This window comes from Stieleria sp. JC731 (assembly GCF_020966635.1).
Lineage (GTDB): Bacteria > Planctomycetota > Planctomycetia > Pirellulales > Pirellulaceae > Stieleria.
This window is the reverse complement of the sequence record NZ_JAJKFQ010000001.1, coordinates 189,123-215,482: the sequence shown is the minus strand read 5'-3', so window position 1 is coordinate 215,482 and position 26,360 is coordinate 189,123. Positions and strand designations below refer to the sequence as shown.

At 54.5% G+C, this 26,360-nt stretch carries 14 protein-coding genes; 6 read left to right on the top strand and 8 right to left on the bottom strand.

Annotation, left to right across the window (positions count from 1 at the left end):
* Nucleotides 1–49 precede the first annotated feature (49 nt).
* The 6 genes from LOC67_RS00715 to glgA all read right to left on the bottom strand — a co-directional run bounded on the left by LOC67_RS00715 (nucleotide 50) and on the right by glgA (nucleotide 11,249).
* A complete protein-coding gene (locus tag LOC67_RS00715; RefSeq protein ID WP_230260440.1) occupies nucleotides 50–3,178 on the bottom strand; it encodes a PAS domain-containing protein in 3,129 nt (1,042 codons plus the stop codon).
* A 99-nt stretch (nucleotides 3,179–3,277) separates the two neighbouring features.
* Entirely contained in the window at nucleotides 3,278–4,384 is a 1,107-nt protein-coding gene (locus LOC67_RS00710; RefSeq protein WP_230260438.1) for a Gfo/Idh/MocA family protein, read from the bottom strand.
* A gap of 6 nt (nucleotides 4,385–4,390) precedes the next feature.
* Entirely contained in the window at nucleotides 4,391–5,236 is an 846-nt protein-coding gene (locus LOC67_RS00705) for a phytanoyl-CoA dioxygenase family protein (RefSeq protein WP_230260437.1), read from the bottom strand.
* 151 nt (nucleotides 5,237–5,387) lie between these two features.
* On the bottom strand, nucleotides 5,388–7,556 hold the full coding sequence (locus LOC67_RS00700; RefSeq protein ID WP_230260434.1) for an alpha-amylase/4-alpha-glucanotransferase domain-containing protein: 2,169 nt from the start codon (nucleotides 7,554–7,556) through the stop codon (nucleotides 5,388–5,390).
* 579 nt (nucleotides 7,557–8,135) lie between these two features.
* Nucleotides 8,136–9,542: a DUF4921 family protein gene (locus LOC67_RS00695; protein ID WP_230260432.1), complete on the bottom strand. Its 1,407-nt coding sequence runs from the start codon at nucleotides 9,540–9,542 to the stop codon at nucleotides 8,136–8,138.
* A gap of 213 nt (nucleotides 9,543–9,755) precedes the next feature.
* Nucleotides 9,756–11,249 (bottom strand): glycogen synthase GlgA, encoded by a 1,494-nt coding sequence (gene glgA / locus LOC67_RS00690; RefSeq protein WP_230260430.1) that lies wholly within the window; start codon nucleotides 11,247–11,249, stop codon nucleotides 9,756–9,758.
* Nucleotides 11,250–11,496: 247 nt separating this feature from the next.
* Here glgA and LOC67_RS00685 point away from each other — a divergent pair, with 247 nt between their 5' ends.
* Nucleotides 11,497–14,757, top strand: coding sequence for a serine/threonine protein kinase (locus LOC67_RS00685; RefSeq protein ID WP_230260428.1), 3,261 nt, complete (start codon nucleotides 11,497–11,499; stop codon nucleotides 14,755–14,757).
* A gap of 124 nt (nucleotides 14,758–14,881) precedes the next feature.
* Here the strand turns inward: LOC67_RS00685 and LOC67_RS00680 are convergent, their stop codons facing one another.
* Together LOC67_RS00680 and LOC67_RS00675 are read right to left on the bottom strand one after the other, a co-directional pair.
* Complete coding sequence (locus LOC67_RS00680) at nucleotides 14,882–16,726, bottom strand: ABC transporter ATP-binding protein (RefSeq protein ID WP_230260426.1); 1,845 nt, start codon at nucleotides 16,724–16,726, stop codon at nucleotides 14,882–14,884.
* A 141-nt stretch (nucleotides 16,727–16,867) separates the two neighbouring features.
* A complete protein-coding gene (locus LOC67_RS00675; protein ID WP_230260424.1) occupies nucleotides 16,868–18,661 on the bottom strand; it encodes an ABC transporter permease in 1,794 nt (597 codons plus the stop codon).
* Nucleotides 18,662–19,300: 639 nt separating this feature from the next.
* Here LOC67_RS00675 and LOC67_RS00670 point away from each other — a divergent pair.
* From LOC67_RS00670 to LOC67_RS00650, 5 genes are all read left to right on the top strand, one after another.
* On the top strand, nucleotides 19,301–19,696 hold the full coding sequence (locus LOC67_RS00670) for an STAS domain-containing protein (RefSeq protein WP_230260422.1): 396 nt from the start codon (nucleotides 19,301–19,303) through the stop codon (nucleotides 19,694–19,696).
* Between the two features lie 281 nt (nucleotides 19,697–19,977).
* Nucleotides 19,978–20,424, top strand: a complete 447-nt coding sequence (locus tag LOC67_RS00665; protein WP_230260420.1) for an ATP-binding protein — start codon at nucleotides 19,978–19,980, stop codon at nucleotides 20,422–20,424.
* 909 nt (nucleotides 20,425–21,333) lie between these two features.
* Nucleotides 21,334–22,602, top strand: a complete 1,269-nt coding sequence (locus LOC67_RS00660) for a DUF1559 domain-containing protein (RefSeq protein WP_230260418.1) — start codon at nucleotides 21,334–21,336, stop codon at nucleotides 22,600–22,602.
* 260 nt (nucleotides 22,603–22,862) lie between these two features.
* Nucleotides 22,863–24,032 carry a hypothetical protein gene (locus tag LOC67_RS00655; protein WP_230260417.1) on the top strand — a complete coding sequence of 390 codons (1,170 nt, stop codon included), beginning with the start codon at nucleotides 22,863–22,865 and terminating at the stop codon, nucleotides 24,030–24,032.
* A gap of 70 nt (nucleotides 24,033–24,102) precedes the next feature.
* Nucleotides 24,103–26,271 (top strand): DUF1559 domain-containing protein, encoded by a 2,169-nt coding sequence (locus LOC67_RS00650; RefSeq protein ID WP_230260416.1) that lies wholly within the window; start codon nucleotides 24,103–24,105, stop codon nucleotides 26,269–26,271.
* Nucleotides 26,272–26,360: the final 89 nt, after the last annotated feature.

The following is a 26,360-nucleotide window of genomic DNA, read 5'->3' as shown; positions in this document are numbered from 1 at the left end:
CCTTTAGATGAACATCATATCACTGCGAATTCAGTGAACCGGAGCGACTTCAACTGTGATGCATGACGTCAGTGACTCGTTGCACTTCCGCTTTCAGGTCGCTGTACAGCTCGGCGAGATCATCACGGCTAGTGTCCGAATCGATCACCTGCAGCCGGTTGGCTTTTTCTGCCGCTCGACTTGCGCCGACACTTCGTGAAGCGCCGCCAAGGGTATGTGCCAAGCGATGGATCTGCTCGACCTGCTGGTTATCAACGGCGGATTGAATCTGGCCCAGCAAAGATTGACTCTCCTGCGTGTAGGCAGTGATCAAATCCTGCAATAGCTCTTCGCTGCCGTTGACCAACTGGCGCAGCTGTCCTAAATCGTACCCATCGGCTTCCGGTTCGTTTGCCGGAATGTTCAATTGCTGTACCGCATCGAATCGTCCGAACTGATCGACCACGTGTGACAGCTTCTCTTTTAACGTTCCGATGCGAATTGGTTTGGGAATGTATTCGTCCATCCCCACTTCGAGGCATTTATCACGATCACCTTTCATCGCATGGGCAGTCATCGCAATGATCGGAACCCGCGAACGTCCTGTTTCCTGCTCTCGTTCTCGGATTCGTTGCGTCGCCGCCAAACCATCGACAACGGGCATTTGAACATCCATCAAGACAAGATCGAAGGATCGCTGTTCCAACAAATCGATCGCGGCTTGCCCATCCCCGACGACGGTCACTTCGATCTGCATTCGCGAAAGAACACCTATCGCCAGCTTTTGATTCACAACGTTGTCTTCAGCCAACAGAACCCGAAGTCCATGGAGCGATTCGTCGGCAATATCAGCAACTGCGTGGGCGTGCTCATCCTCGACGCCGTTGACACCAAGGGTTCGAACGATGGCGTCAAAGATTTCAGATTGCTTCACCGGCTTTAACAGTCGCTCGGCGATTTCCAGTTCGATGTTTCTGGCGTGATCTCCCTGTCTTCCCGCACTGGTCAAAATGATGACCGGTGTTTCGGCAACACTCGCATCCTGCCGAATCTGCTGCACCAAGTCATAACCGCTCATTTCAGGCATGTGAATGTCGGTGACGATCAACTTGCATGGCTGATCGCTGCGTTCCGCTTCACGCAACAATGCCAACGCGACTTTACCTGATTCGGCGACGATGGGGTTCATTCCCCAATTGGAGAACATCTCTTTCAAAATGGCTCGATTAGTCGCATTGTCATCGACAACCAAAACTTTGGTCCCGCCAACTTGAACGAGGCCTTGAGAGGCTGTTGCCTCTGCGTCGGCAGAGACGCCCAAGTGCAAATCAAACTGGAATGTACTGCCGCGGCCGACTTCACTGTCAACTTCGATCGCTCCGCCCATCAAGTTCACCAACCGGGTCGAAATGGCCAACCCAAGTCCCGTGCCACCGAATCGCCGCGTCACCGACGTATCCGCCTGCTCAAATTCACGAAAGATTGCCTCGCAGCGTTCGGCCGGTATTCCGACGCCTGTGTCTTGAACCTTGACCGAAAGGACCAATTCCTGATCGGTCACCTGCTTTGCTTTGGCATCGACAAAGACTTCGCCCTGCTCGGTAAACTTGATCGCGTTGCCGACCAAATTGACCAAGATCTGTCGGATACGCCCGGCATCACCAACCACATAGCGTGGAATTGCAGGTTCGACACGGAAGGCAAGCTCGATGCCTTTGGCGTGAGCCTTCAGTCCCAGCGTTTTCATCGTGTCGCCGATACTTTCGCGAAGATCAAACGTCTGCGGTTCGATCTCCAACTTACCGGCTTCGATTTTCGAAAAGTCTAAAATGTCGTTGATGATCGACAGTAAGGCTTCGCCGGACTCCTGAACCATCGACAAGAAGCTTCGCTGCGTGGCATCTAGCCGCGTGTCGAGCAACAGATCCGTCATCCCGATGATGGCGTTCATCGGGGTGCGGATTTCGTGACTCATGTTAGCGAGGAAATCGCTTTTGGCGCGATTGGCTTTGTCGGCGACTTCCTTCGCTTGAACGATTTCCTTTTCGAACTTCTTTCGTTCCGTGATGTCGTGCCCGATGCCAACGACGCCAACGACCGTGCCTTCTGAATCACGCAGCGGGACTTTGGTGGTCAACAGCCACCGCGGCTGTCCGTCCGATCCCTGATGAGACTCCTCACGATCGAACAGCGCCTTGCCAGTCCGCATCACGTTCTGATCATCGGTCACATAGTTGCACGCCAGCTCGGCTGGTGAAAAGTCATAGTCGCTTTTTCCGATGATTTGATCCGTTGACTCAAGACCAAGCAGACTGACCAAAGATTCGTTGGCGGTCACAAACCGTCCGGCACGATCTTTGACATAGATCAAGTCTGGAACGTTATTGATGATCGTCTTCAACAGGTCGCGTTCTCGCGACAGCTCTTGTTCGGCACGAATCTGTTCGGAAACGTCGCGTGAGATCCCGACGGTACCGACGACCTGCCCGAACGAATCCACCAAGGGCGCTTTCGTTGTGCTACACCAAGTGTCATCGCGATCGAGATAGGTTTCGCGTTCGATTTTGCCTTGGATCATTTCACCGGTTTCTAAAATCCGGCGTTCGTCAGCGAGTGCCTCTTTCGCATGATCGCGACCGAAGAAATCGGCATCGGATTTCCCAATCGCCTCGCGTGCATCCTTCAGACCGAGCTTTGCGGCACAGCTTCGGCTTAATCGAATGAAGCGGCTTTCGGTGTCTTTGAAGTAAATCGAATCTGGAACAGTCTCTAACAGAATCGAAAGTAGATTGCGTTCAAATTCGATCTGATGTTCGGTGTTCTTTTGATCCGTCACGTCCCAAAACATGACTTGGATCCCGACAACGCTTTCCGACTCATCACGCACCGGTGCTTTCCACACCTCGACGTATTTCACGGTGCCGCTTGCATCCTGATGCCGTTCGACGTTGTGGTACAAGGCTTCAGTTTCGATGACATGATGGTCATCGGCCAAATACTTCTTGGCCAAGTCCTCGGGAAAGAGATCGAAGTCAGACTTGCCGATCAGCTCCGCCACGGGGCGTCCGATCGATTGACACGCGAGTTCATTTGCGTATTGAAGTTGACCTTGCAGGTCTTTTCGGATCACGCAAAGTGGCAGACTTTCGATCAAAGACCGATACATCGCCTCGGATTCGTTAGAGCTTGTTTGGGCCATCGCTTGGTCGCCTCGCTAGCTTTGGCTTGTCTCCGCCTTCTCTGTTGAATTCTACGCAGCATCGACCCGTTTGGCTTACAGCACGGACGAGATTTTTCATCACGATTGATTTTCCAGTTCGATCGCGCAGTGAGTCTCCGCCGAGCGATAACAGGCGTCTACCAGCTTCATCGTCGCCAAGTTGTCTTGCCCCGACATGGAAGGCGATTTTTCTTCTTCGAGCGAACAGAGCAGCTCGGCCATCGGCCCCAAGAAAGCGTCCGGAAACCAGACTTCGTTCCATCGTGGCCGATGCCAAGTCGCAGATTCGGTCGTCGTATAGTCCAACGTGCTCGGTGTTCGCTTAGGATAGTCCGGCCATCCGATCGTCCCCTTAGCCAATCCGCGAATCCCCTCGATACGATAGCGAATCCCTAAATCTGCCGCCGCGCCTTCTTTTGCAGGCCCCGCCCACACGTCGTCGCAGATCATACATCGCAATCCACTTTCGTACTCCAGAATGTAAAGCCCGATGCCGTCGGTATGCTCAAATGATGTCCGCGGGTCTGTTCGGAAACTCGCAAACACTCGCTGCGGATTGCCGAACCAAAATCGCATCGCATCGAGATGATGAATCGACATGATCCTGCATGTCATCCACCCCTGTCGCTCTTGCCACGGCATCCAGTGCGGAATAGCTCGCATGTCGATCGTCGCCAATACGGGTTCACCCAAGACACCACGCTGAATCAAGCTTCGTGCGGCCCGGACCGATTGATCGTATCGCATGTTCTGGTTGACACACAAAACGACCCCCGCATCTTCGCAAAGGCGAACGATCTTGGTTGCTTCTGAAAGGCTGCAACCGAGCGGCTTTTGCGCGAGGATCCCACGGACATGCGAAGCTTTAACGATATCCGTGACCACAGACAACAAACAATCTGGCGGTACGGCAACATCAACGACCTCAACCGACCGATCGGCGAGCAATTCTTGGTAGGTCGGATAAGAAGTCGGAATCCTATGGCGTGCGGCGACTTCTGCGGCTCGCGAAGGTGTGCGTGAAGCAATCGCGACCGGCGTTAGCCCGGCGGCGCGATAGGCGACAAGATGGCAATCGGCCATGATGAATCCAGCACCAATGCAGCCGATCCTAAAATCGCTTCGCTCAGGCAGCTTGGGCCGATAATCCAAAGCGGCATTTTCCAAAGGTTGATCGTCCGGCATCGATGCTCAACTACTTTGCTCAAGCGATTTGGCACTGGCATCGTGGTTGGGATCTAAAAACGCAACCTCAGAATCATCGTCATCTGCGAAACGGCGGACACCGATCTGCTTGATCGCCGCATCATCCATGCGCTCCAGTGGTATGTATCGCGGGTGGTGCGAATCTTTATACGGATCATTGGACCTGGCGTTGTAACAACATACCATCGCCCAACGCGGAGAATCGGAACGGTTTTGGTCGCTCCGGTGCAGCAAGTTCGAATGGAAAAACAATGCGTCACCGGGTTCCATTTCCACGTACTGATGCTCCATTCGCTTGATGATTTCCTCAACGCGATCCAGATCCGCGCCGGCTTGCTCACCTGTCAATCGATGGTCAATACGTCCACATTGATGCGACCCTCGGATCACTTGCAAACAGCCATTCAAACGAGTGCTTGGGTCGACAGCGATAAAGACACTTAGCATGTTCGGCGTCAACACACCGTTGCCATACCAGTAGCCATAATCCTGGTGCCACGCCCAAGCGCCACCAACCCGAGCATCCTTCATGATCATCTTGGAGTGATAATGATAGGGCTCGTCACCAAGCAATTGCTCCGCCGCTTCAACGATACGGCTGCACCTGGCGAATGCCCCGTAGATGCCTTCCCCGGGATGATTCCACAACGACAACCGAACGGTGCCACCTTCGCCATCGTTTCGACCAAAGGCATGATCGTCGAGACGCTTGTCTTCCTTGGCTGAACGACGGAGCAGATCAATCTCATCGTGATCGAATAGCGCCCGCCGTAGCAAATATCCGTCACGTTGATAGTCGCTGACATCAACAGCGTCCAAAGAGCTGGTCATTGCGAAAGTGCACAGGGAGGGAAAAGAGGGGGGGAGTGATTTGGATCATACCACGGATACATCGCGCGATAGTGATCCGCAAACAAAAAAACGGCACACCGTATTTGGGTATGCCGTCTTGTTCAATTTGATGCAGCGAGACTCAGGAAGTCTACAACTGGATGACCTGTTCTTGGTCGATGGTTTCCGCGTTTTGCTCGCATGCAGCGGACATCTCGATCGTTACGTGCCAGCGTCCTTCACTGTCTCCACGGACTAGCCAGTGCGGCTGTACGCACACACTTTGGTGGACCAGTTCGAACCCGGCCTCACTTTGACTGACCGTTTCAACTGGAAATGCCCAAATACCGCTCGGTCGGTCCAGCTTCAGCGAAACGTCGATACCAAGCCAACGGTCCGACAGACTGAGCGACGATGCGTCGTGCAAGTCCAGGGGCTGTCCCAATTGACCAAGACGCTGATCGTGTTCGTCTGTGAAATATCGGTCATCGGCACCTGCAGGCAATCCGGCAAAGTTCATCTCGATGCCGAAGTGCAAATCACGATCCTGTGGAAGGTTCTCCAACAGGTAGGTCACCTCCAATGTTTCGCTTCCGGCGACCAAGGTGACGGCCTTTGTCAACACGATTGGGATCCCCCAGGCGTTGCCCTCACGGCGCATCTGGACCTGAACACGGTCCGAGCCTCGGCGGAGCTTTGTTTCGAACGGAAGCTCGACAAAGTCACCACGCTCCATCGCTTCGCCACGCCAAACCGCTTCTAACGAAGCATCGTTGTCATAGAAGTGATCCATCAAGCTCTTGCGTGCATAGCGGTCGTACTGCAATCGCTTGTCGAGATCCGCTTGTTTGAAGACGACGCGATCGTGAATGCTTGCGACATCGTCACCAGCCGCATTGGGACCGGCAAGCACCTTTTGGTGATAGCTTTCCGGACGACGCTGCAGGGTCGCCAGCAGGTTGTGACTGATACTACGGACGTCCAGTTCGTACATTCGACCACCACGGCCAGGCTGCACCCAAGCACACAGCTTGTCGTTGCTGAGACGGACTTCTTGCATGCCGTCAAAGTTGTAATCGTCGTTCGTCGCCGTCACTGCGTTGTCGTTGAACTCGCCAGTCATCTGCGACAGCAAGTTGTCGGCGGTAATCAGGTGCTCATAGATCGCGTTGCGAAGGTGAGGCAGGTAAATCCCGCCAAAAGCACCGTGCCAGTAAGGGCAGTTGCACTGGCCGCGGTACAAGTGATCACGGATGACAGCCAATTGACTCGCATCCACACCGGCCGCTTCTGCGTCAACGATACGGCGACTGACGTGCATCATTCGCGCGTACATTTCGTTGGTTTCTTCATACTTACGCTTGAAGTTTCGCCAGTAACCGCCACGCACAAAGTTCTGCAAATCCTTCCAATGAGGATCAGACTCCATTTCGTGGGTCACATGATCAAGCGTCTGCTGAGCCTTAGTTGGCAGTGACCATTCGCCCATTTCACGGTAGCTGCAATCGGGCAGGTAAACCTTTCCACGCGACGGGGTGCGATTGATCGCTTCGTTCAACGTCACGGTGTGCAACCACGATGCGTTTGCAGTTAACGCATCAAACAGCCCACGCAACCAACCACGCTCGTAAACGTGCACCTTGGTATCTGGCCAGGTACCAAATTTCTCACCGTCGTCACCAAACGTCAGTACCGCACCGGGCGATCGCTCGGCGACTTCGCGGCAGTGATCAATGGTTGCTTGAACCGGTTGGAATGGGATGGTGTAACGGAGATGTTCCGACCCTGGGAAAATACGCAGCAAACGCCCATCGTCTTCGGTGATGAAGTAGCCGGTCATCTCCTCGTTGCGAAGCCCTGCCGCACGAAAGTGATAGTCGTCTAAGACGGTGTAACTGATCCCCGCATCCACGATATCGCGGCTCAACCCCGACTCCCAAACACGTTCGGGCATCCACATGCCGTCCGGGCTGGTGCCAAGATTGCGTTCCAGCCAGCGACTATAAGATTCGATCTGACCGACACGATCTCGCGAAGGCAACATCGTTAGGATGGGCTCGTACTGCGGGCCACCGATGATTTCAACCCGACCGGCCTCCACCAATAACCGCAAACGATCCAGGTAATCCGGATGCCGCTCGGCAAGCCAAAGCATCAACGGCCCTGACGTGTGCAGCGAAATCTGCAACTGATCGTAAGGCTCGAAGACTTCTAAGAACGGTAAATAGCTGTCCTGATACGCTTGCTCGAAGACACCGTCAAAGTTACCGATCGGTTGATGGTTGTGAAGAACCAGGCAGAGATGAACGTGAGCGGACATATCAGGTGGTACGTGATAGATTTGAAAGCAAGTCGTAAATCAGGACGATTGGCAAGCTCGGACGATTCCGTAGCCGTCGCGGATTGTACGGAATCGTCTGACAATCCCGAATAACCCGCACACTAACCATTGTGCTGATAGCAAAAAATGTCGCCGAAGTGAAAGCCAAAACTGGCCCACAGAGCACAGACTCCGCACGCGGCACAGCTTCCCTAGTCCGACTAATCCAGTCTATCGGCAGCTAAAGGCAAACTTCGTAGCCGGAGTGGCTTTAGTTTTTGGAAAACTACAGCCCCTTCATAGTGACTGTCTCCGCGTGTCGCGCAGGGGCAACCGTTTTTTTAGGGCGAAAGCGGCCTCAGCCCAGATTCGGGCTTCCATTTGAGTCCCCCTGCATCTGCATAGACACTCTGCAGATGATGCGAAGGCGTGGAACACAGCCGGTGGGAAACTCGAACTCGCGATTGCAAGCGGCTCCGGCATTAGGCCTCCAACACTGAGCTGTTCGCCGAGCGAGCTTGCGAAGGGGCAAGCTCGCATCAGTGACATTGTTGCAGGATCGTCGAACTGAATCGCAACTCAGCCGAAAGCGAGCACACGTCGTGGATCATCACGTCGTGCGATGCGGCGATAGTTCGCAGCAGCGACTTCGGGAAGCATCGAATTGATCATGCAGTCGCTGCTCCATTCAAAGCCAGCGGCTTTGTTGAGCCGTGGGAAGATATCCAGCCACCACTGAAATGCTTCAGGCTGTGCCGATGAAGGTGGGCAAGTATGAAGCAAGTAATTGTATGCCTTACCCGGGAAGGCTTGGTTCACCCAATAGATGACCCGTGTCAGCATGCTGGCAAGACGGTCGAGCGTCCCGTCGTCAAATGACTCAAAACGCGGTTGATGACTCATCGAAGTCAAGCGGATCATGCCGGCGAAGCGACTTGCGAATGGGCAGTAAGCAACGAAGGAATCCGTCTTGGCGATCACACGGCTTCGCTGACTGCACTCCGCTCGCAACAGATCACACCCTAGCGAACTGCCAACACGGGCGCGATGCGATTCACACCTCGCCATGGTCACGCGTGCCGCCTGTGGAAGCAAACTGGTTGCGATCAGTTGGCTGTGGCTGTGATGCAATGATGCACCTGCTTCCGGCCCACAGTTTTTGAACACGCTGATGTATCGGATCCCATCGACCGAAGCCCAGTGACGGATTCGTTCGCGATAGGCGACCAGGGTAAGGTAGACCAAGGCCGGATCGAACGACGCCATGTTTTCGGCGTGACCCGATGACTCGATGATGACTTCGTGTCCGCCGACCACAGGTGCTGAGGGGAACAGGACATCGGTGGTAGGCTCGGTTCGGTTCTGGGACGCGCCGTCGATCGAGGTGACGGCAGGAAACTTGTTGGGAACAACACGAACGTCCCAGTCGGGTTGCTCGCCATAGCAAATACTGATCGCAGGTCGCGCGAATCGGTCGGAACCCTGATCGGTATGGAACGCGGTCAGGTCACCCAATCGTCCTGTCCACAGGGCTTCAGGGGTCTGCCCTTCGGATCCGGCACAAAAGGGACAACCGACTTGTGCTTCGCCTTGGCGAAACGGGGTTGCCTGCATTGATCGCAAGGATGCAAATTCGTTGGGACGTTCGTCACGCTTGGGCGCGTAAATCGTCCACCCGCCAGTCAATTGGTCGCGACGGGAATGAGATGCCGAGTCGTCATTAAGCCAAGCGTGCTCGGCTAAAATCTGATCCTGTGTATCGGGATCGACTTCCCAGCGGTTGTCGACGCCTCGGCTAGTTCGGCGAACAGATAACATGACCCGTGTCCGCTCGTCTGTCGCCAGGCGAGTGTCCATATCGATAGGGCCATCAGTCTTAGGAGCCGTACGTTTGACAGCAAACTCTAACTCCGCCTCATGCACGCGTTGTGGTGCTGAAGAGTCCGCCGTCTCTGGGTGCGTCTCAGAATCGGCGTTTGGATGCATAACGGACTACTAATGTGGTTGGTCAACAGCGAATGATTCGCATCGGCGAACATTGGTTCTCCTTAGCGAAAAACGTGCGGATTCGGCCTCCAAAACTCTCCGTGTTTCGGTGACTTGCCGCATACTCCCTATCGCACAACTCTAGCGATTCTGTCCGGGGTTCAAGGTAAGAATTTAAATATTTTCCGATGCCGCTAAGATCGGTTCGGTGACCTATCGTGTCGCTGGTGTGGTAAGGGCAACTGCACTTTCATAAAGGGAGACATACTGGGAAGCACTCTTCCTCCAAGACCAGTCGCACGTCATCCCTCGTCGAACGAGGGCATCCCAATTTTTTTCTTCGTGATAGCGGAGATACAGTGCTTTGCCGATGGCTTCGTCGAGTCCGTAAGAGGAAATCTCAGCGAGATGGAACCCTGTAGCGGTCTTTTTAGCGATCGATTCAGGAGTCGTATCTACGACAGTGTCAGCCAATCCGCCCGTGGGTGTGACAACTGGGACCGTTCCATATCGCAAGCTGTAAAGCTGATTGAGCCCACAAGGTTCGTAGTGACTTGGCATCACGAACAAGTCCGAGCCCGCTTCGATTCGATGGGCCAATGAATCGTTGAACCCAATATGCGCGGCAACTTGGTCAGGCGCTGCTTCGGCCAGACGACGTAGTTCCTTTTCGATAATGGGATCACCGCTACCGAGCACCATCCATTGCGTCGGCCGACCCTCGGCAACATGCCGCTCAATGACCGGCAGGATCAAGTCCCAGCCTTTTTGTTCGGCAAGCCGTCCGACGAGCCCGATCATTGGGACGTCGTCATTCTCTTCGAGTTTAAATTCCTTCTGAAGCGAACGTTTATTTGCCAATTTTCCTTCGCGCCAGTTCTCAACGCCAAATTGAGCCGGCAGATTCACATCGGTCTCGGGATTCCAAACGGATGTATCGATCCCGTTCGTGATCCCCTGAACTCGACCGCCGCGTGAAGCAATCACACCATCGAGCCCACATCCGTGGTAAGGCGTTTGGATCTCCATCGCATAGCGAGGGCTGACCGTCGTGACGAGATCACACATTGCGATCCCGGCTTTGAGAAAGTTCATGTAGCCGTAGTACTCGTAAGTCCGATGGTTGAACTCGAGCCAAGGCAATCCGGTTAACGGGAACTCATCGGCCGGGAACTGGCCTTGGTACGCCATGTTGTGGATCGTCATGATCGTTGCGGCATCCTTGACCGTGCTCAGCTGCTTTTGGTTGGCCCTGATCAAGCCAGGGATCAAACCGGTCTGCCAGTCGTTGCAGTGCAGGATGTCGACCTTTTTTCCGATCCGTTGCAGCGCGACCAGTGCCGCACGACAAAAGAACGAGAACCGCTCCGCATTGTCTGGATAGTCACCCGCTGCATCGCCATAGAGCGAAGGGCGATCGAAATATTGCGGCTGGTCGATCATCAAGACATCGACGTTGCTGTCGGGCAATTGGCTTTTCAGCAATCGCCCACCGATCAGCTTTCCAGGGCTCATCGGAATCGCAAAACTTAAATCCGTCGTCTCGATGTCACATCCGGATCGGCGGATGGATCGAAATGCGGGGATGATGACCGTACAGCGATGTCCGAGCGCTGCGACTTCACGTGGTAACGTGCCGCAGACGTCAGCTAACCCCCCGGTCTTTGCAAACGGGACAGCCTCGGAACTCAGGTAGACGATATTCAAAATTCAAGCAAACTTCGATTGGAACGCATGTTGGGCTGCGGTGTAGGCAATCATACGCGCGTCAAATTATCGCTATCGCCCACCCGTACGAAAAATTATGGAACGCAAATAGCGGTCATGCGGCAGTTGCATTGCAGCTATGGGACCGAAATTCTGTTGTATCAGCTAGACTGTGTTGTACGGATCGCCTGTTTGCCCCTAACCCGTTTTTATTGCCTGCATGTCGATCGAGCCGACTGAGTTTTGGATGCGTCTGGTCAGATCCGGTCTGACGGATCAGCACGGTTGTACGAAGTACGCGGACGAATTCGCACAACAATCCGGCGGACCTTCGTCGGACGCCTCCGCCATCGCTGCCTACCTCGTTCAAGCAGGTGCGTTGACGAAGTATCAAGCGAAACAGATCCTCACCCAGCCTGAGCCTTCATTGCGTCTGGGGAACTTCGTCGTCAAAGACGAAACCCCGGTTCGTCCACTGACCCACTGGATACCAGTCCAAACGGCTTTCCAAAGTGACACCCAATCAGCAGCCGGTCAGTCGCCTGCCGAGTCACGACACGGGTTTCTTCTCCGAGCGCCGCTGTCAGCCTTGGACGAATCACGACGCAGTTGGCTTGCCGCCCACAGCGAAATCCGCCATCCAAAATTGCAGAGGATCGAGCTATCCGGCGGCGCACAATCTGGTGATACAGAACAAATCGTCGAGATTTTTTCGCCGTTGCCAACCGGGGCATCTCTTTGGAGCGTCCTGAAAAACAAACCCAAGCTAAGCGTTCGCAAGACGGTTCGCCTGGGCGTGGACCTAGCGGACGCGCTCACAGCAATGCACAACTCGGCCAATGGATGCGTTCCGCACGGAGCAATCGGCGCCGACCATGTCTGGGTGACCGGCAAAGGAAATGCGGTCTTACTGCGTGACCCATCCTCGCCCGCCCGCTCGCCACGAAGCGACCAGTCTGCTAGCTGGATTGAGCGAATCGAATCGCCGGCAACCTATGCGGCGCCAGAATTGGCCGACCCCAGCGTGATGCCATCAGCCGCATCGGACATTTACTCGTTGGGCTGTCTCCTTCTTACCGTCCTTACCGGGCGACCAGTTTTTGGCGATGCGGACACCGCCGATTTGTTCGCGGCGCACAACGAGCTGACTCCGCCAGAACTTAGCGAAGCGATCGCCCTTGGCGCCGATGGCGACCCGCTGTTCCGCGTGCTCGCTTACGCGATGGCCAAAGACCCGGCCGCCCGATTCGATTCAGCAGCAACGTTCTCTGCGGCTCTGCAGCGAGCAGCCGAAGTCAAAGCGAGCCAAACCGATCAGGCACAACCCGAACGAGCTTCCGCAGAAACACCACCGACAGCAAAAACCTCAGCTTCAGAGATAGCTGATCCCGAAGAGCCAAGGGATCCCGCGCCAGCAGAGCCCGAGATCGCGGCACCCAAGGTCACGGCACCCGAGGTCGCCGCCCCACCGGCCGCCGCCCCACCCTCTGAAGCGACTGCGGAGAAACAGCCCTCTGCTCCGATCGTCAGCGAAACTTCCGAGCCCCCGGAAACTCCCGCGGCACCACGGGTTAAGAAAAAGAAAGCGGCTTCTGTCCAATCTTCAAAAACACCCGCGACGCCCAAACCAGAACCACAGCAGCCCGAGGCGAACGAAAGCCCCACTGCCTCCACACCAGCTGCCCCAACAATCACACCGGCGGTGCAGGTCACCGAAACCAAACAGCCGCAACCAACCGTTTCAGCTGAAGGTAGCGCAGCCGAAGACGCTGCGATCGATAGCGGCGCAACGACGGAGTCAACAGCTGCGTCACCAGCCCTCCGCAAGCGTCGCCGCAGAAACAAAAACCGAGTGCCGATTCTGGCCGGCATCATGATCCTGCCGGTACTGTTGCTGGGGCTCGCGGTCGCACTGCGCGGACGCGGACCGGTAGAAAAGCCTAGACCACGACCGACCCCCAACTTAACTCGCAACCTACCCAAGGTCGGCAACGCACGAAACGAAACTCCAGCCACCGATCAACCAACAACGGTTCGTGGGTTCGAAATCGTTGAAAGCGATCGCTTACTGTGGGTACCTCCATTCGAAGCCGACTCGAATTCGCCTTCGCTCGAATTGCTACCTCCAGGACCGGCGATCATCGCCAAGTTGGAAATCGCTGAACTTTCCAAAGCGAACCAGCCGATTCAACAAGCCTTCCAGGTCGAACTCGATTCACTTTTGAACTTTGTTTCGAAACACGCCGGAGTTGCCGCGAATGAGATTCAGAGCTGCGTGATCGGCTTCTTCCCCGGAATCAATGGTATTCCTGAAACGGCAATCACGGTTCGATTGGTGTCCCCGACACCAATCGATACGCTTCTAGAAAACTGGAAAGCCGTCGAAACTCGGGCGGGTGACCAAGTGCTTTACACCGACGAAGACCTGAAAAACGCTTACTACGTCGGCGGCGGAGAAGGCGGTCAACCTCCCGAAGGCGACGAGGTCACCACCTTTGTCTGTGGACCGATGAAGCGAATTCGCGAAGTCGCTGACAACGCAGGCGGCTCGATCCCGCTCGTTCGCAACATGCAAACGTTGTGGGATCATGCCAGCGAACAAACAGACATCGTCATCCTAGCGACGCCGAACTTCCTGTTTGCCGACGGCCGCGAACTGATCAATTCAAGCGTTCCCGAACTGCGTGACGCTTTGAAAGGATGGCTGATTCCAGATATCGCCGCGTTCATGATCGCGATCAAATCCGACGAAGAATCGTGCTACATCGAACTGCGAGAAGTTCCCAGCGGCGGCGCGACCCAGGCCACCCTATTAAGCGACATGCGAGAAACGATGCAATCCTGGCCTGACTGGGCTGATAAGTTTTTGCTCGACACGATTCCTGATCGTTCGTGGCGAGTGCTGGCATCTCGATTGCCGCTGATGTTGCGCTATGTGGCCGACCAGACACGAAGCACCATCGATGGGACAACCGTGGTCGCATCAACATACTTGCCAACGCAAGCGGCCGCGCAAGTCTCACTCGCAACAGTCTTGGCCATGAACACTCCTCCCGGTGAAGCATCACAAGGCGCAATGGAAAGTGTTGCGTTGTCCGTTGACGATATGCTTGACCGTCCGATGTCGATTTCGTTCCTACAACTGTCGCTTCAATTTTCGATCGATGCGGTCGCCGATGAATTCAAGCAAGACTTGCCCAAAGGCGCCTCGACACCGGCCTTCAAAATTGTCGGTGGTGACTTAGAACTTAACGGCATCACGCAAAACCAACAGATCCGTGGTTTTGACAAAGAAGACGTTCCGCTCCGGCAAGTCCTTACCGACATTGTCCTCGCGGCCAACCCAGACCCGACGTCCACAGGACCAGGTGATCCGAAACAGGCCTTGGTATGGGTCGTTCACCCTGTTGGCAAACCACCAGAAGAAACAGAGATCTTGATCACGACTCGCGATGCGACGAAAAAGAAAGGCTATAAACTGCCTGCCGAATTCGAGCTTGAACAATAACGATCAAGCTGCATTTCTCTTCAAACAATGCTGGTTGATGCTCAAAGCCAATCCGACCGTTCACAGGCATACGATTTCCAAACGCATGCCTGGAACCTATCTCGAAATTTGCTTCATGACGGGATCAACCCGCTCGTGATCCCTGTCGCGACGGCCCCGAACGATAGGGATTGAACAGCAAATAATTCATGTGACGATATAAGTCACTGTCGTTTAACAAGTCCGTGTGCCGACCTTCACCTGCCAAGTCAGGACCGTTCAATAAGATCACTCGGTCCGCCGAACGCAATGTTTGCAAACGGCGAGGCAGCACGACGACCAGAGAACCTTGACTGGCAAGCTTCTTTAGGGCTTTTAAACATGGATCATCATCCAGCTGGGTGCTCACCACAGGCGGCTCACTGACAAGCAAGATCGGCGGCCGATGCAACAACGCGCGGGCCAGACCGATGCCATAAGTCGCCTCGGTCGACAACGACTTGTCTTCGACGAACGCGTAGGTAGCGAGCCCTTCTGGAAGACGCGAAATCTGTTCGTAAACGTCGACTTCACGCAATGCTTCTAGGATGTCCGAATTGTTGATCGTGCTGTCGCCGCCCAACAAGTTTTCTTCGATTGTCCCATCCCAAAGCGGCCCTGATGGATCGATCCACATCACGTTCTTCGCCAATGACGCGGGATGCACATCAAGCAACTTCAAACCATCGATCCGCACTTCGCCAGTGGCAGGCCGACCGAAGCCCATTAGCATCTCGGCCATCGCTTGTGTCGAAACCTGATCGGTCCCCAACAACACGGCAAGTGACTTTGGTTTAAAGTCAGTTGTGATGTGATTCAGAATGGCCTGACCGTGTGATCCGAACAACGAAACGTCACGGAATTCGACACCGTCACGCAGCCCGGCAAGGCCGACGCGCTGCTCCGAAGGTGTGGCTTCGTCGCTTCGCTTAAGATAGGCGTATACGCTGTCGCACGCGGGGCCGCTGCTGGTTCGAAGATTACGACCGAGCGACAAGATCCGCCAGACCGCTGAAAAGGCACCGGCAAGTGACAAACCAAGCACGATCGCTGATGACAAGCTAAGCCCGATGTCTGTTTCGAGCCGGTTTAGCCCGAGCCCAATTAGCATGATCGCGATTGCCGCCGATGCTGCTAGGAATAACGTCGGCCAGATCCTTCCTCGTCGTGACTCGTTGTCATTGAGCGAATGATAAAGCTGATCAACCTCATGGCGAAACGACTCTTCGGCAATTCCGCTTGCTTGCAGTCTTGCCATCTGCGGTGCTCGTGCGACCAAGCCTGCGATCTGATCGCGCAGCTGCGGTAACTCCCATTTCCCGACGTCATCGATGTCAGTCCCGCGCACCTGCTGGTAGAGCCGCCACATCATCACCCCGCTGATCACTGCGATCACCGCCAAGTAGACATGAACCAACAAGGCAACCGCGACGCAGCCGATAAGCAGCAGCACACTTCGCGGGACTACGCGATACCAAAGCGATAATCCCCGACCGAGTGACGGCAGATGACGACTGATCAATGCGCGAGCACTGGCGGACTGCGCAGCAGCCCCTTCAAGTTCGGCGCGGCGGACACTTTGCTTTAGCACTTGGTGATGCAGCGACTTGGTGATCGCTAGTGCACGACGGTCGGCCGCACGACGATGCCGCCAGACCGCAAGGCAAAATATAACTGAAACCGCAAACGCTACCGAAGTCAGCTGGGTGAGCTGAACTAAAGGCGCGCGGTCGATAAAAGAAGGCGGAACCGGGACATAGAGGTTGACGCCTAACCTGACCGGGGAGCTGGTGATTTCTTCCTTTTCAAGCAAGAACGAAATCAAGCCGAACATCAACACCAGCACCGGGACCAACGCCCCAGCGAGCGTTGCCCAGATTAGAAACGTCAATGAGCCGGTCTTCGCGTCCGGCTCGTGTCGCGCCGCCGATAGGGTACGGAATCGATTCAAAGCTGCAGATCTCCGCTAATGGTCCCACCTAAGCCCGATGATGCGGATCGGCGCTGATGGAGCGGACAATTCGGCGGATGACGCGTCACTAACGTGAACGCACAACACGCCGAAACTGAACGTGATCTGCAGCGACCCGTACTAGGCCAAATCGCGGTCTTCAAATAACAACATGGCAACCATCCATATCGCGACCGCGAATACAACAAGATAGTTGAAAGAGGCTGCAAGGTAGATCCATGGAACCTGATTTCCGCTGTCAATCGCACTCTGAACGTTAAAAATGTTCAGGTTCGGAACCACGATGGCAATCAGGTTGCCAACAAATCCGACCAGCGGATTCTCGCCGCGTGCTGAAGCGACCAATGGTTGTGTGAGGTTTCCGATCACGTAAATCACTAGGCACGATATCAAATTGCTCAACAGTGGCAAGCGTGTCGCCAAAGCGACGGCAATCGCCGCGATTGACATCGTCTGCATGAAGTACAAGCCCAACACGGGGATCGTCGTCATGATCTCTTCGAATCCCATTTGCCAGCCGGGAGTGGCGCGAGCCGTTTCCCGAGCATCGTAAATCGGCTTGTAAGACATCAGCAACAACAACACCGCACCGATGATGACGAACATCACCGCGATACTCATCATGATTCCGGCATACTTGCCTAGCAAAAACGATCGACGTGAAACCGGTTTGCTGAGCACCGTCAACGCGGTACGGCCTTCGATCTCATCGCTAACACTTGTTCCCGCACTCCAAACCGCTTGGCCCATCGCCAGCACCATGATCAACATCACGCTGCTGTCTTTGAACATTCGGATGTCGTCGCCGAGTGTGTTGAAGGGATAAATCGAAAACACGACCACACCGAAGATGCCGATCGCCAGCAGAATCAGGTACAGCGTCTGCGCCATCTCATTCTTGGCCGTCGACAAGGCCAACGCCCAAACACGCGGTGCGGCTTGCCTGAATGCGACAAGGGCGCTGATCATAAAGAACACGATCACACCAATCGCAACCGCCTGGGAAATCTCCGGTACCTTGGGAACCGACGTGATAACGAATCGGACGGTCGCCGGATCCAATTCACGGTTTTGAATGTGTAGTTTTGTTGGGTCCGATGGCAGCGGCGGGACATCCCGATCCTCATATCGGTAGACCATCCGTTCGCCGGCATCAATCCGAGCTGGCTTGCGTGAGAATTCGGCAATGTTAGCTCCGTCGCCCAACATGATTGTCTTGTCGGTCTCAATGACCAATTCGGACATCGATCGCAGGTCGTAATCAAAATCCTGGGCATGGAAGACCGCTTCGTCGGGGCCGACCGATGGATCCGCACCGGGCACGGTGACTTCATGAATCAACGTGCCATTGCTGATCAAGTTCACCTGCGGGATCGATCGCACAAACTGCATCGGGTCGGTCACATAGATGGTGCCCAGCAACCCGACCACTGTGAAAACACCCAGCGTCGACAAGATGTATGGCACGATGCCTTCGCCCAAAATGTCAAACCATTCTTGGCGAGTGCGGTACCACATCCCATACACCACCGCGTAGCCCATCACGATGCCCATCATCATCAGCGGCAAATAAAGCGACTGAGCATATTCCTCGTCCGCAGACGCAAATCGCATGCAAAGCAATCCGCCAACCACTACGCCAATCACCAGCGAAACCACGTTGCCGCGGGTCGAGTTGTCAGCGAGCTTGCCTAGCGGCGGAATCAATGACAACGCTGCCAACAATCCGTAGAACACAGCGGCAACAATAGCACCAAGCAACAGACCGAGCGAAATCGCGTAAATCGGCGTTGCCCAACTGGGCATCCAGTCGCCAATCTGCGCAAGCGGCATGCCACCAGAAAGGTTGGAGGCGGCGTCGAAAAGTAGTCCAGACGAAGCGGCGGATAGGTTCGCAAGCACGGAAGGGGTCACCAGAAAGGCGTCGCTTTGGGTAGGTTTAATACGATCGAAAAGTCCGATGGAGACCCATCGAGACTGAAGCTACGCATCGTCACCGCAAAAGGTTGCGGTTCGGTCGCGGTTTTTGGCTATAAATCTTGATTTCCCCGGTGGCATTTTCCGCATCGCTGCAAACCGACAGGCCGTTCGGCATCCACCCCACCCATGCCCCGTCTGCCCCGGAAAAGCCATCAGCCGCTTTCACCACTCGCTTTTAGGAGCAAACAGGATTTCTAAAACCCAAACACTCAATCAGAGCCGAACGCTCAACCAGCACGGTGCGGGTTAGCCAGAATGCATGGGCGTTAACGCACGGCTTGCGGAAAAGGGAACCCAACGGGTGGTTTCCGTCAGCCCGAATTCCGGATCGCTGACGATATCCAAGGTAGATTTGCGATGGCGGCCGATGACGCCATTACCAAAGCATGGCAGAAGCGAATTTTATTGCGAAATTGACATGTCTTTGATATCATGCAGGTCGATAAAACATACGGAATTGACGGGGATTTCATCAAACCGCATGGCGGAATGCCGCATTAGCCCAGTTTGGTGCATTGAGGTCCGTTAATTGATGCAACGGTAATTTTACGCCCCCTTAGCATTGAGTCTGTTATGGAATTTGGTCGTCGTCAAAAAACGAACATCCGCATCGACGACTCCGTTCTGGTCGCCGCACCGACCACAAAAGGCATTAGTACGCGGAAGCTAGCCAAATATTTTTCCGCCGATATTGAAGAGCATTTAACGGCCGCTCTTGAGAATCCGTTTCGCCGAGTAATCGTCGATCTGTCGAATGTGCAATGGATCAGTAGCGCTGGGCTGAACGAACTGATTCACCTGCAATCGATGATTCGCTCCTCAGGAACGGAACTGCAGCTCCTAGGGCTGTGCGAAACGGTTCGCGACGTTTTCCGGATCACACGCCTGGAACGATTCTTTGACGTTGAACGTAGTGAATGGGAGACATCCAAACCCCCAGGCCGCGAACTCGACCCGACCCTCTCATAGCGTTTGGCTCCACTGTCGCGGACGAAGCGTCACAGCTAACCCAAACAGAGCACTTTCTAAGCTGCAATCGCATTCAGCTCGCCAGACGGCTTCCGTTCATCACACACCAACTACTGGTGACTGCAACATTGATGGAGCGTGCGGAACCGTGCACGAAAGGCCGCTGCTTTTCAAAGGCTCCACACAAATCTTAAATCAACGGTATGATGTGGTTGTTCGTTTGACGCCCCTTCGTCATCTCTTTCTAGATTTGCTTCACCTTTTCTCAACCGGCATTCGTGATGTCATCTGACCGCGCCGCCTGGACCCTGCGCCGGGAGATCCCCAGTGACACGACCGTCGGCAGCGAGCTTGTCGAAGAATTGCTTGGCGCGATGACCGATCGCGAGTGGCCCGCAACCGATCTGTTTCGCACTCAATTGGCGTACCAAGAAGCGATTGTCAACGCGATCCGACACGGAAACCGCTGCGACCCGGAAAAGCAGGTTTTGGTTGAAATGACTTGTGATGACGATCGCGCCGTGATCACGATCACCGATCAAGGCAAAGGCTTTGACCCGAATTCGGTCCCGGACCCTCGCAGCGATGAACTGCTGGAAGTTCCCGGCGGACGTGGAGTCCTGCTGATCAGCGAGATCATGAACGAAGTCACCTACAACGACCGCGGAAACCAAATCCGCATGGTCAAAATTAAAGGCGACAACCCACCTTCGGACGACGAAGAGTAACACTGCATAGAGTAACGCTGCATACAGCCGGTTTTCATCCGGCCCGTTTTCGAGCTTCGCGAAAACCAACCATCATCAGCATCGGCGTTTGCTCAATTCTCTAACTCCGCTCCGCAGTACTCGGGGACACTCCTCGGGAATACTGATCGTTCGCAAAAGCGATTTTCCACCGGCGCTTTTAGACAAAATCTTCGCGCCTTTACGGTTCACTCCCAAGCCTTTCTGGCTTTGAAGCGGCAGAACCCCAGATCAGAGCCCAAAAACGAATTAGAAGATTCGATGAAGGGAATGTTGTGAACCGGCGACCGGATGATTTTGCACTGCGTTTTGCAGTCTTTTAGCGGGGCCACTTCTGCTGCCCGGTCACACAATGCGAAGGAATGATGAAGTCCGCTTCTTTGCGATTGCGAGATTATTTTCGCTCGATTGAATTACGCCCGTGATGCAAATCAGGTTCGCGCCTGGCTGAGAGTGGTTTCACGAGAGACCCAGACGAATGAGCAACAGCTTTCATCGAAAGCTCATCTTCATTCCATCAAGGCTTCGCACTGACTTGATTTAATGCTGCTCGACGTTGGGGCAGCGTTACCGGGTAACAGACAACTGTCAGTTACCGGTGATGTGCCCAGCGGAGTGGCTCCGCGAACGGAGAACAGAATCCTTGGTGTGTCGCCGAGGCTCCGTCACGAGAAGCATCGGCAGGTTCGCGTCGCGTGATCCACTGCCGTGCATTGGAGTAATTAATAAAGAGGTGCCGGCTAGCAACCCCAGTTGAACTTCGAACCGAAGAGTCGCAATCAACGCTTCAGTCCAACTGCCGTTTGCCAACCGACAACCTCAGGTCGTTTTCCCAATTGTGGACCGGTCCTTGATTCCTGTCCACTAAAGTCCAGAGAAGGAAATTTCGAAATGTCGCGTATGCGAAAGTCAGGTTTCACCCTGATCGAACTGTTGGTGGTTATCGCCATCATCTCTCTGCTGGCAGCATTGGCATTGCCAGCTCTGACGAAAGCACGTGAAGCAGCTCGTCGTGCAACCTGCTCGAACAACCTACGCCAGTTCGGCATCGGTCTGTACACATTTGCTGACCGTGACCCATTGACCCGTATGTGCTCAGGTGCATCGGACTGGAAGCGTGACGGCGACATGGACACCTACGGGTGGGCCGCCGACTTGGTCAACATCGGATCGGCTTTGACCGGCGACATGTTGTGCCCCAGCAACCCAGCGAAGGGCCTGGAAAAGGTTAACGACTTGATGGGTGGTCAGACCACCGCGACTGCAGGTGCTTCTGCAGGCAACAACACCACTCGTATGACCGAAGGTGCAGGTTCTGTCCTGTTCACCCCAACGTCGGCGACCGCTGGTACCTACAACACCGTATCGTACAACTACAACGGCAAAACCCTCGACAACGGCGGATACGTTGGTGTCTTCTACGTCGAAAAGGGTTACATGACCAACTACGCGTCGGGCTACCACTTGGTCCGTACCGCTCCAGTTACCGCCCAAGCCGGTACTGACCCGTTCTACATCGCTGCCGGTGCTGGCGGAAAGTTCAAAGAGCGTCAAGACACCATCGGTTCATTGACCTCGAGCCTGATCGACACCTCGCGTGTTTCGGCTTCAAACATCGGCCTGTTGGGTGACGCTGGTCCTGGCGACATCGACGAAGCCGTTCTGCTTGCAGACGTTACCAATGCTGAAGGCGAAGTTCTTTTGCCAAAGGGAATGCTGTTGGCTGAGTCGTTCAACGACGGCCCTGCCTATTACGACTCGAGCACCAACCGTCTGCACCTGTTGGACAAAGACGTTTCTCTGGAGTCGCAAGCTCAGTGCGAACGCGGCCAAGCGACCACCATCGAATGTGTTAGCCCAGTCGACAGCGGAACTCGCGCTGCCGGTGCTACCGGAACTTACTTGCAAGACACCCGTGACTGGTTCGCCATTCACACCGACGCTTGCAACATCCTGATGGCTGACGGCTCGGTTCGCTTGTTCTACGACGCTTCGGGCGACGGATACCTGAACCCAGGTTTCCCTGTCACCACCGCTGCTGGTACCGACTACAGCCGTATCGGATACAACTCGGACAAAGTCGAAGTTGGTCCTTCGGAAATGTACAACGGCCTGTGGCTGAACGACACCTACTTCAAGAACGCTTTCGAAGAAGATTGATCGTTTGAAATTCAAGCCTGATTTGCTTGATTAATCGTGGGTCTCATCGGCTTCCGGGCCGTTGAGACCCATGTTCGTTGAATACTGTTCATTCAATGCAGTTCGTTGAACGCCACTTGTGAATCATCAACACAAGCCTTCCTATCTGATGTCCGACACGGGCCGTGTGAGATACACAGAACAGTGAGATGCCCAGAACGGATAGCCGTCGGGATCCAAACTGGCCCGATGCCACAACAGCCATTTATTGAAATCGATCGATGAGTGTACTTGCTAAACGATTGTTAATCGCCCTCGTCATAACAGTGGGTTTCTCTGCAGTCGTATTCGCCCTCTCCCAAAACGTCGTTTACAAACCCTGGGGCGTGCCGGATAGTCGACGTGACGAATACGACGCCATGCTTGCCGAGATCGAACGCAAGGAACAGCTAAAGTCGATCCCGACTGCACGCGTCCGATCAAGCGTGATGCAACACGACTTCGAATGGGTTGCCGCTGGCAAAGTTTGCCGGCACTCATTCAAGGTTTCCAATGTGGGCGAAGTCGACTTGGAACTCGACGTTCTCGACAAAGGTCGTGACGACATTCGCGTAACTCTTGACACCAACGTGGTCGCACCCGGCCAATCAGCGAAATGTGATCTGGAATGGACCGTCCCCGAAAGCGATTCGATCGATGCCGCAAACTCGGTCTTCCTGGCAACCAACGATCCGATCAATCCGAAGGTCAGGTTCTCATGCACCGCTAAACGACGCCAGGAAATCATCGCACCTAAATCGATCCGCTTTGAAAAGAACGACTTGGGCGAATCGGCAACGGCTAGCTTTTACGTGTTCACACAACTGTCCGATCAGTTTGAGGTCAAATCTGTTTCCGCTGATGGATTCGAACTGGATTGGACCACCGAACCCGCATCTCCTGATGAAGGCGAATTGAAGAATCATTCGGCGACATCTGCTGTCGCGATGACGGTGAATCTTAAATCGGGCGACTTTGGAAAGTTCAATGGAATGTTGGTCGTGCATGCAGAAACGGGCACCGGCAACCACGAACATGCCATTCCGTTCTCTGGTAAGGTTCGCCCTCCGATCGGTTTCTATGGCCCCGAGCTATATCAAAAGACGGGGCTCGACATGGGGACCTTAGACGGTGGAAAGCGAAAAGACTTTTATGTCACCGTCCGCTCACGAGTAGACAAAGCTCGGGAAATTGAAGTCCTCGAAATCGTCCCTGATGCGTTGGAAACCGAACTGACGAAGGCCGATCAAGACGGCTCCTATCGGCTGCGAATCACGGTTCCAGAGGGTTGTCCCGACCTGCAGTACAACCTGGATCAAAACCGCGGCTATGTCAAAGTCGGCGACCCCAAGTCCGACACATACTCGAGCTGGCTACCCATCTGGGTATCTGTTTCAAATGTCAAAAACTAAGTTGAGATTTCGCGATCACTCGGCTCGGGATCACGCAGACCTCTTCGGTTCTTTAAGGACTGGATATTTGATGAACCATACATCTATTTGTCGACGTTCGATCGTCTTTAGCATTTGTGTCTTGTCGGTTCTGTTCGTTCAGGCCGGCTGTTCGGACGACCGCGAAGACCTATTCATGAAGGCCGCCGCACGCCCTCGTGGCAATCCGGATGGTGCCGACCAAGTCGCCGCGGCAGAGCCCACTCCCGCACCTGCCGCACAACCCACGCCGTCCCCCAAACCGACGCCGACCGCTCCGCAAGTATCGCAAGTCTCCGCTGTCAAAAGTACGGACACGGCAACCACGGCTGTCGGGGAACAAGCTGACGTGGCAGAGACAAGCGTTGCCGAGATCGAGATTAAACCACTAAGTGAACGCCCCGCAACTGGCGACATTTCGGACGAAGAGAGCCGCCGCGCGACAGTTCAAAAGATGCTCAAGATCTTTGATGCCTTGATGGCGTATCGCAAAGACCACGATGGAAAGTTGCCAACCCCAAGCACCGTTAATGACGCGGGTATCGCGTGCCTCTCTTGGCGAGTCGAATTGCTGCCTTACCTCGGCTACCCTGAGCTCTACAAGCAGTTTGACCATTCGACGCCTTGGAACTTCGGCGTCAACAAAGAATTGCTGGAATACATTCCCGACGAGTTCTTCACCCATGGCAAGACGCGAACAAACATCGTCGGAGTCGCTGGTGAGTTTTCAACTTTCTTGGACGCCTCCAACGGAATCGGGCTGGATCCCAACCATATTCGCGACGGTGCAGCGAACACGCTACTGCTACTCGAAGTCAACGACTCCAAAGCTCCGCAATGGACGGAACCCGCTGACTTTCCTGCTACACGTCAAGTCGCCGGCGAGATCGAGCCTTATTTGTTTCACAAACGTGGCGACAGCTTGATCGGCCTATGGGCAAACGGCCTTCCAACCTTGATCCAAAAAAATGTCGAAATGCGTTTGCTGATCGACGCGATGTTCATCAAAGACGAACAGGACTTCAAGGCTTCGGAAATCCACCAAACGATCGCATTTGCAGAACCTGGCGAAGAGAACGCCCCGTCCGATGAAATCATGCCCGGACAAACCGATGCGATTACCGATGTGGATTTAGCAGTCTCAGGCGATGACTTCGTCGTTGATCGCGTCTTAATTGAAGAGCATGACTATGCTCGCGACGCAGTTCCCACCGTCGTGCAGATTCGGTCCGCACAAACCAAATTGCGTTCTGTGTTTTCAAGCCGTATCAAAGAAGCCACAACGAATGATGATAAATCGACGTTGGCTGGCGAGTTTCTAGATCTCGCTTACGACATGACGAGCGATCCAGGCGGTGCCTATGCGTTGCAACAAGCCGCGATCAAATTTGCGATCGAAGCCGAAGACGCGGCGTTGGTACTTCGCGCGATCGATCAGCGGGTCTCCCGGTTTGACGTCAGCGCACTGGACGAAAACTTGAAATGGATTCAAGAATTTGGCGAAGGCACCTCGTCGCGAAACGATAGCGTCATCGACGGCGCACCGCTGCTTAAACGCACCGTCCCGGTCGTACTGACTGCGATTCGAGAAGACGAGTACATGCGTGCTGCCTCAATTTGCCGAATCGCTGGTCGCTATACCGGCGGTACACGATTCGACGAAGTCTCTCGTTTGATGAATCGACTACGCACTCAGCTGGGACTCGCCAAAGGTGAATACGAGAACGCCAAAACGTATCTTGATGAATACCGCCGTGATCCCGAAAACGTGCGGGCCGGAGCTGCTTTCGGACGCTTCGTCTGTTTCATCAAAGGCGACTGGGCGACCGGACTGAAACTAATCGTCGACGGCCCGCAAAATGACTTGCGCGAAGTTGCTCGAATGGACCTTCAAGGTGCTGGAACCCCGCGAGGACAGGTTGCCATTGGCGACGCTTGGTGGGACCTAAGTCGACGGGCTTCCGGACCGTACCGCCAAGGGGCTCAAGACCGAGCCGTGAAATGGTACGAGAAAGCCATTGAACGACTACCAGAGTCACTTGACAAGATTCATGTGAACAATCGATTGCAGGACGCCCGCGATTCCACAGGTGCTAGCCCGATCGCCATTTGCATTCAGCTAGCGGACCTACTTGGTGTCGACGTCTCGCAGAGCTTGACTTCGGTTGCCGTCGAAGGTGCGAGAGCATCCGGCGGTCGTAGCAACGATGACGATAGCTAGAGATAGATCGTCCTGCTCGTGCTTTAATTCAACTCAAGTTTCTTGATGGGGCACTTAACTGCTTCCCTTGGAACGGCCCACGAAATTGT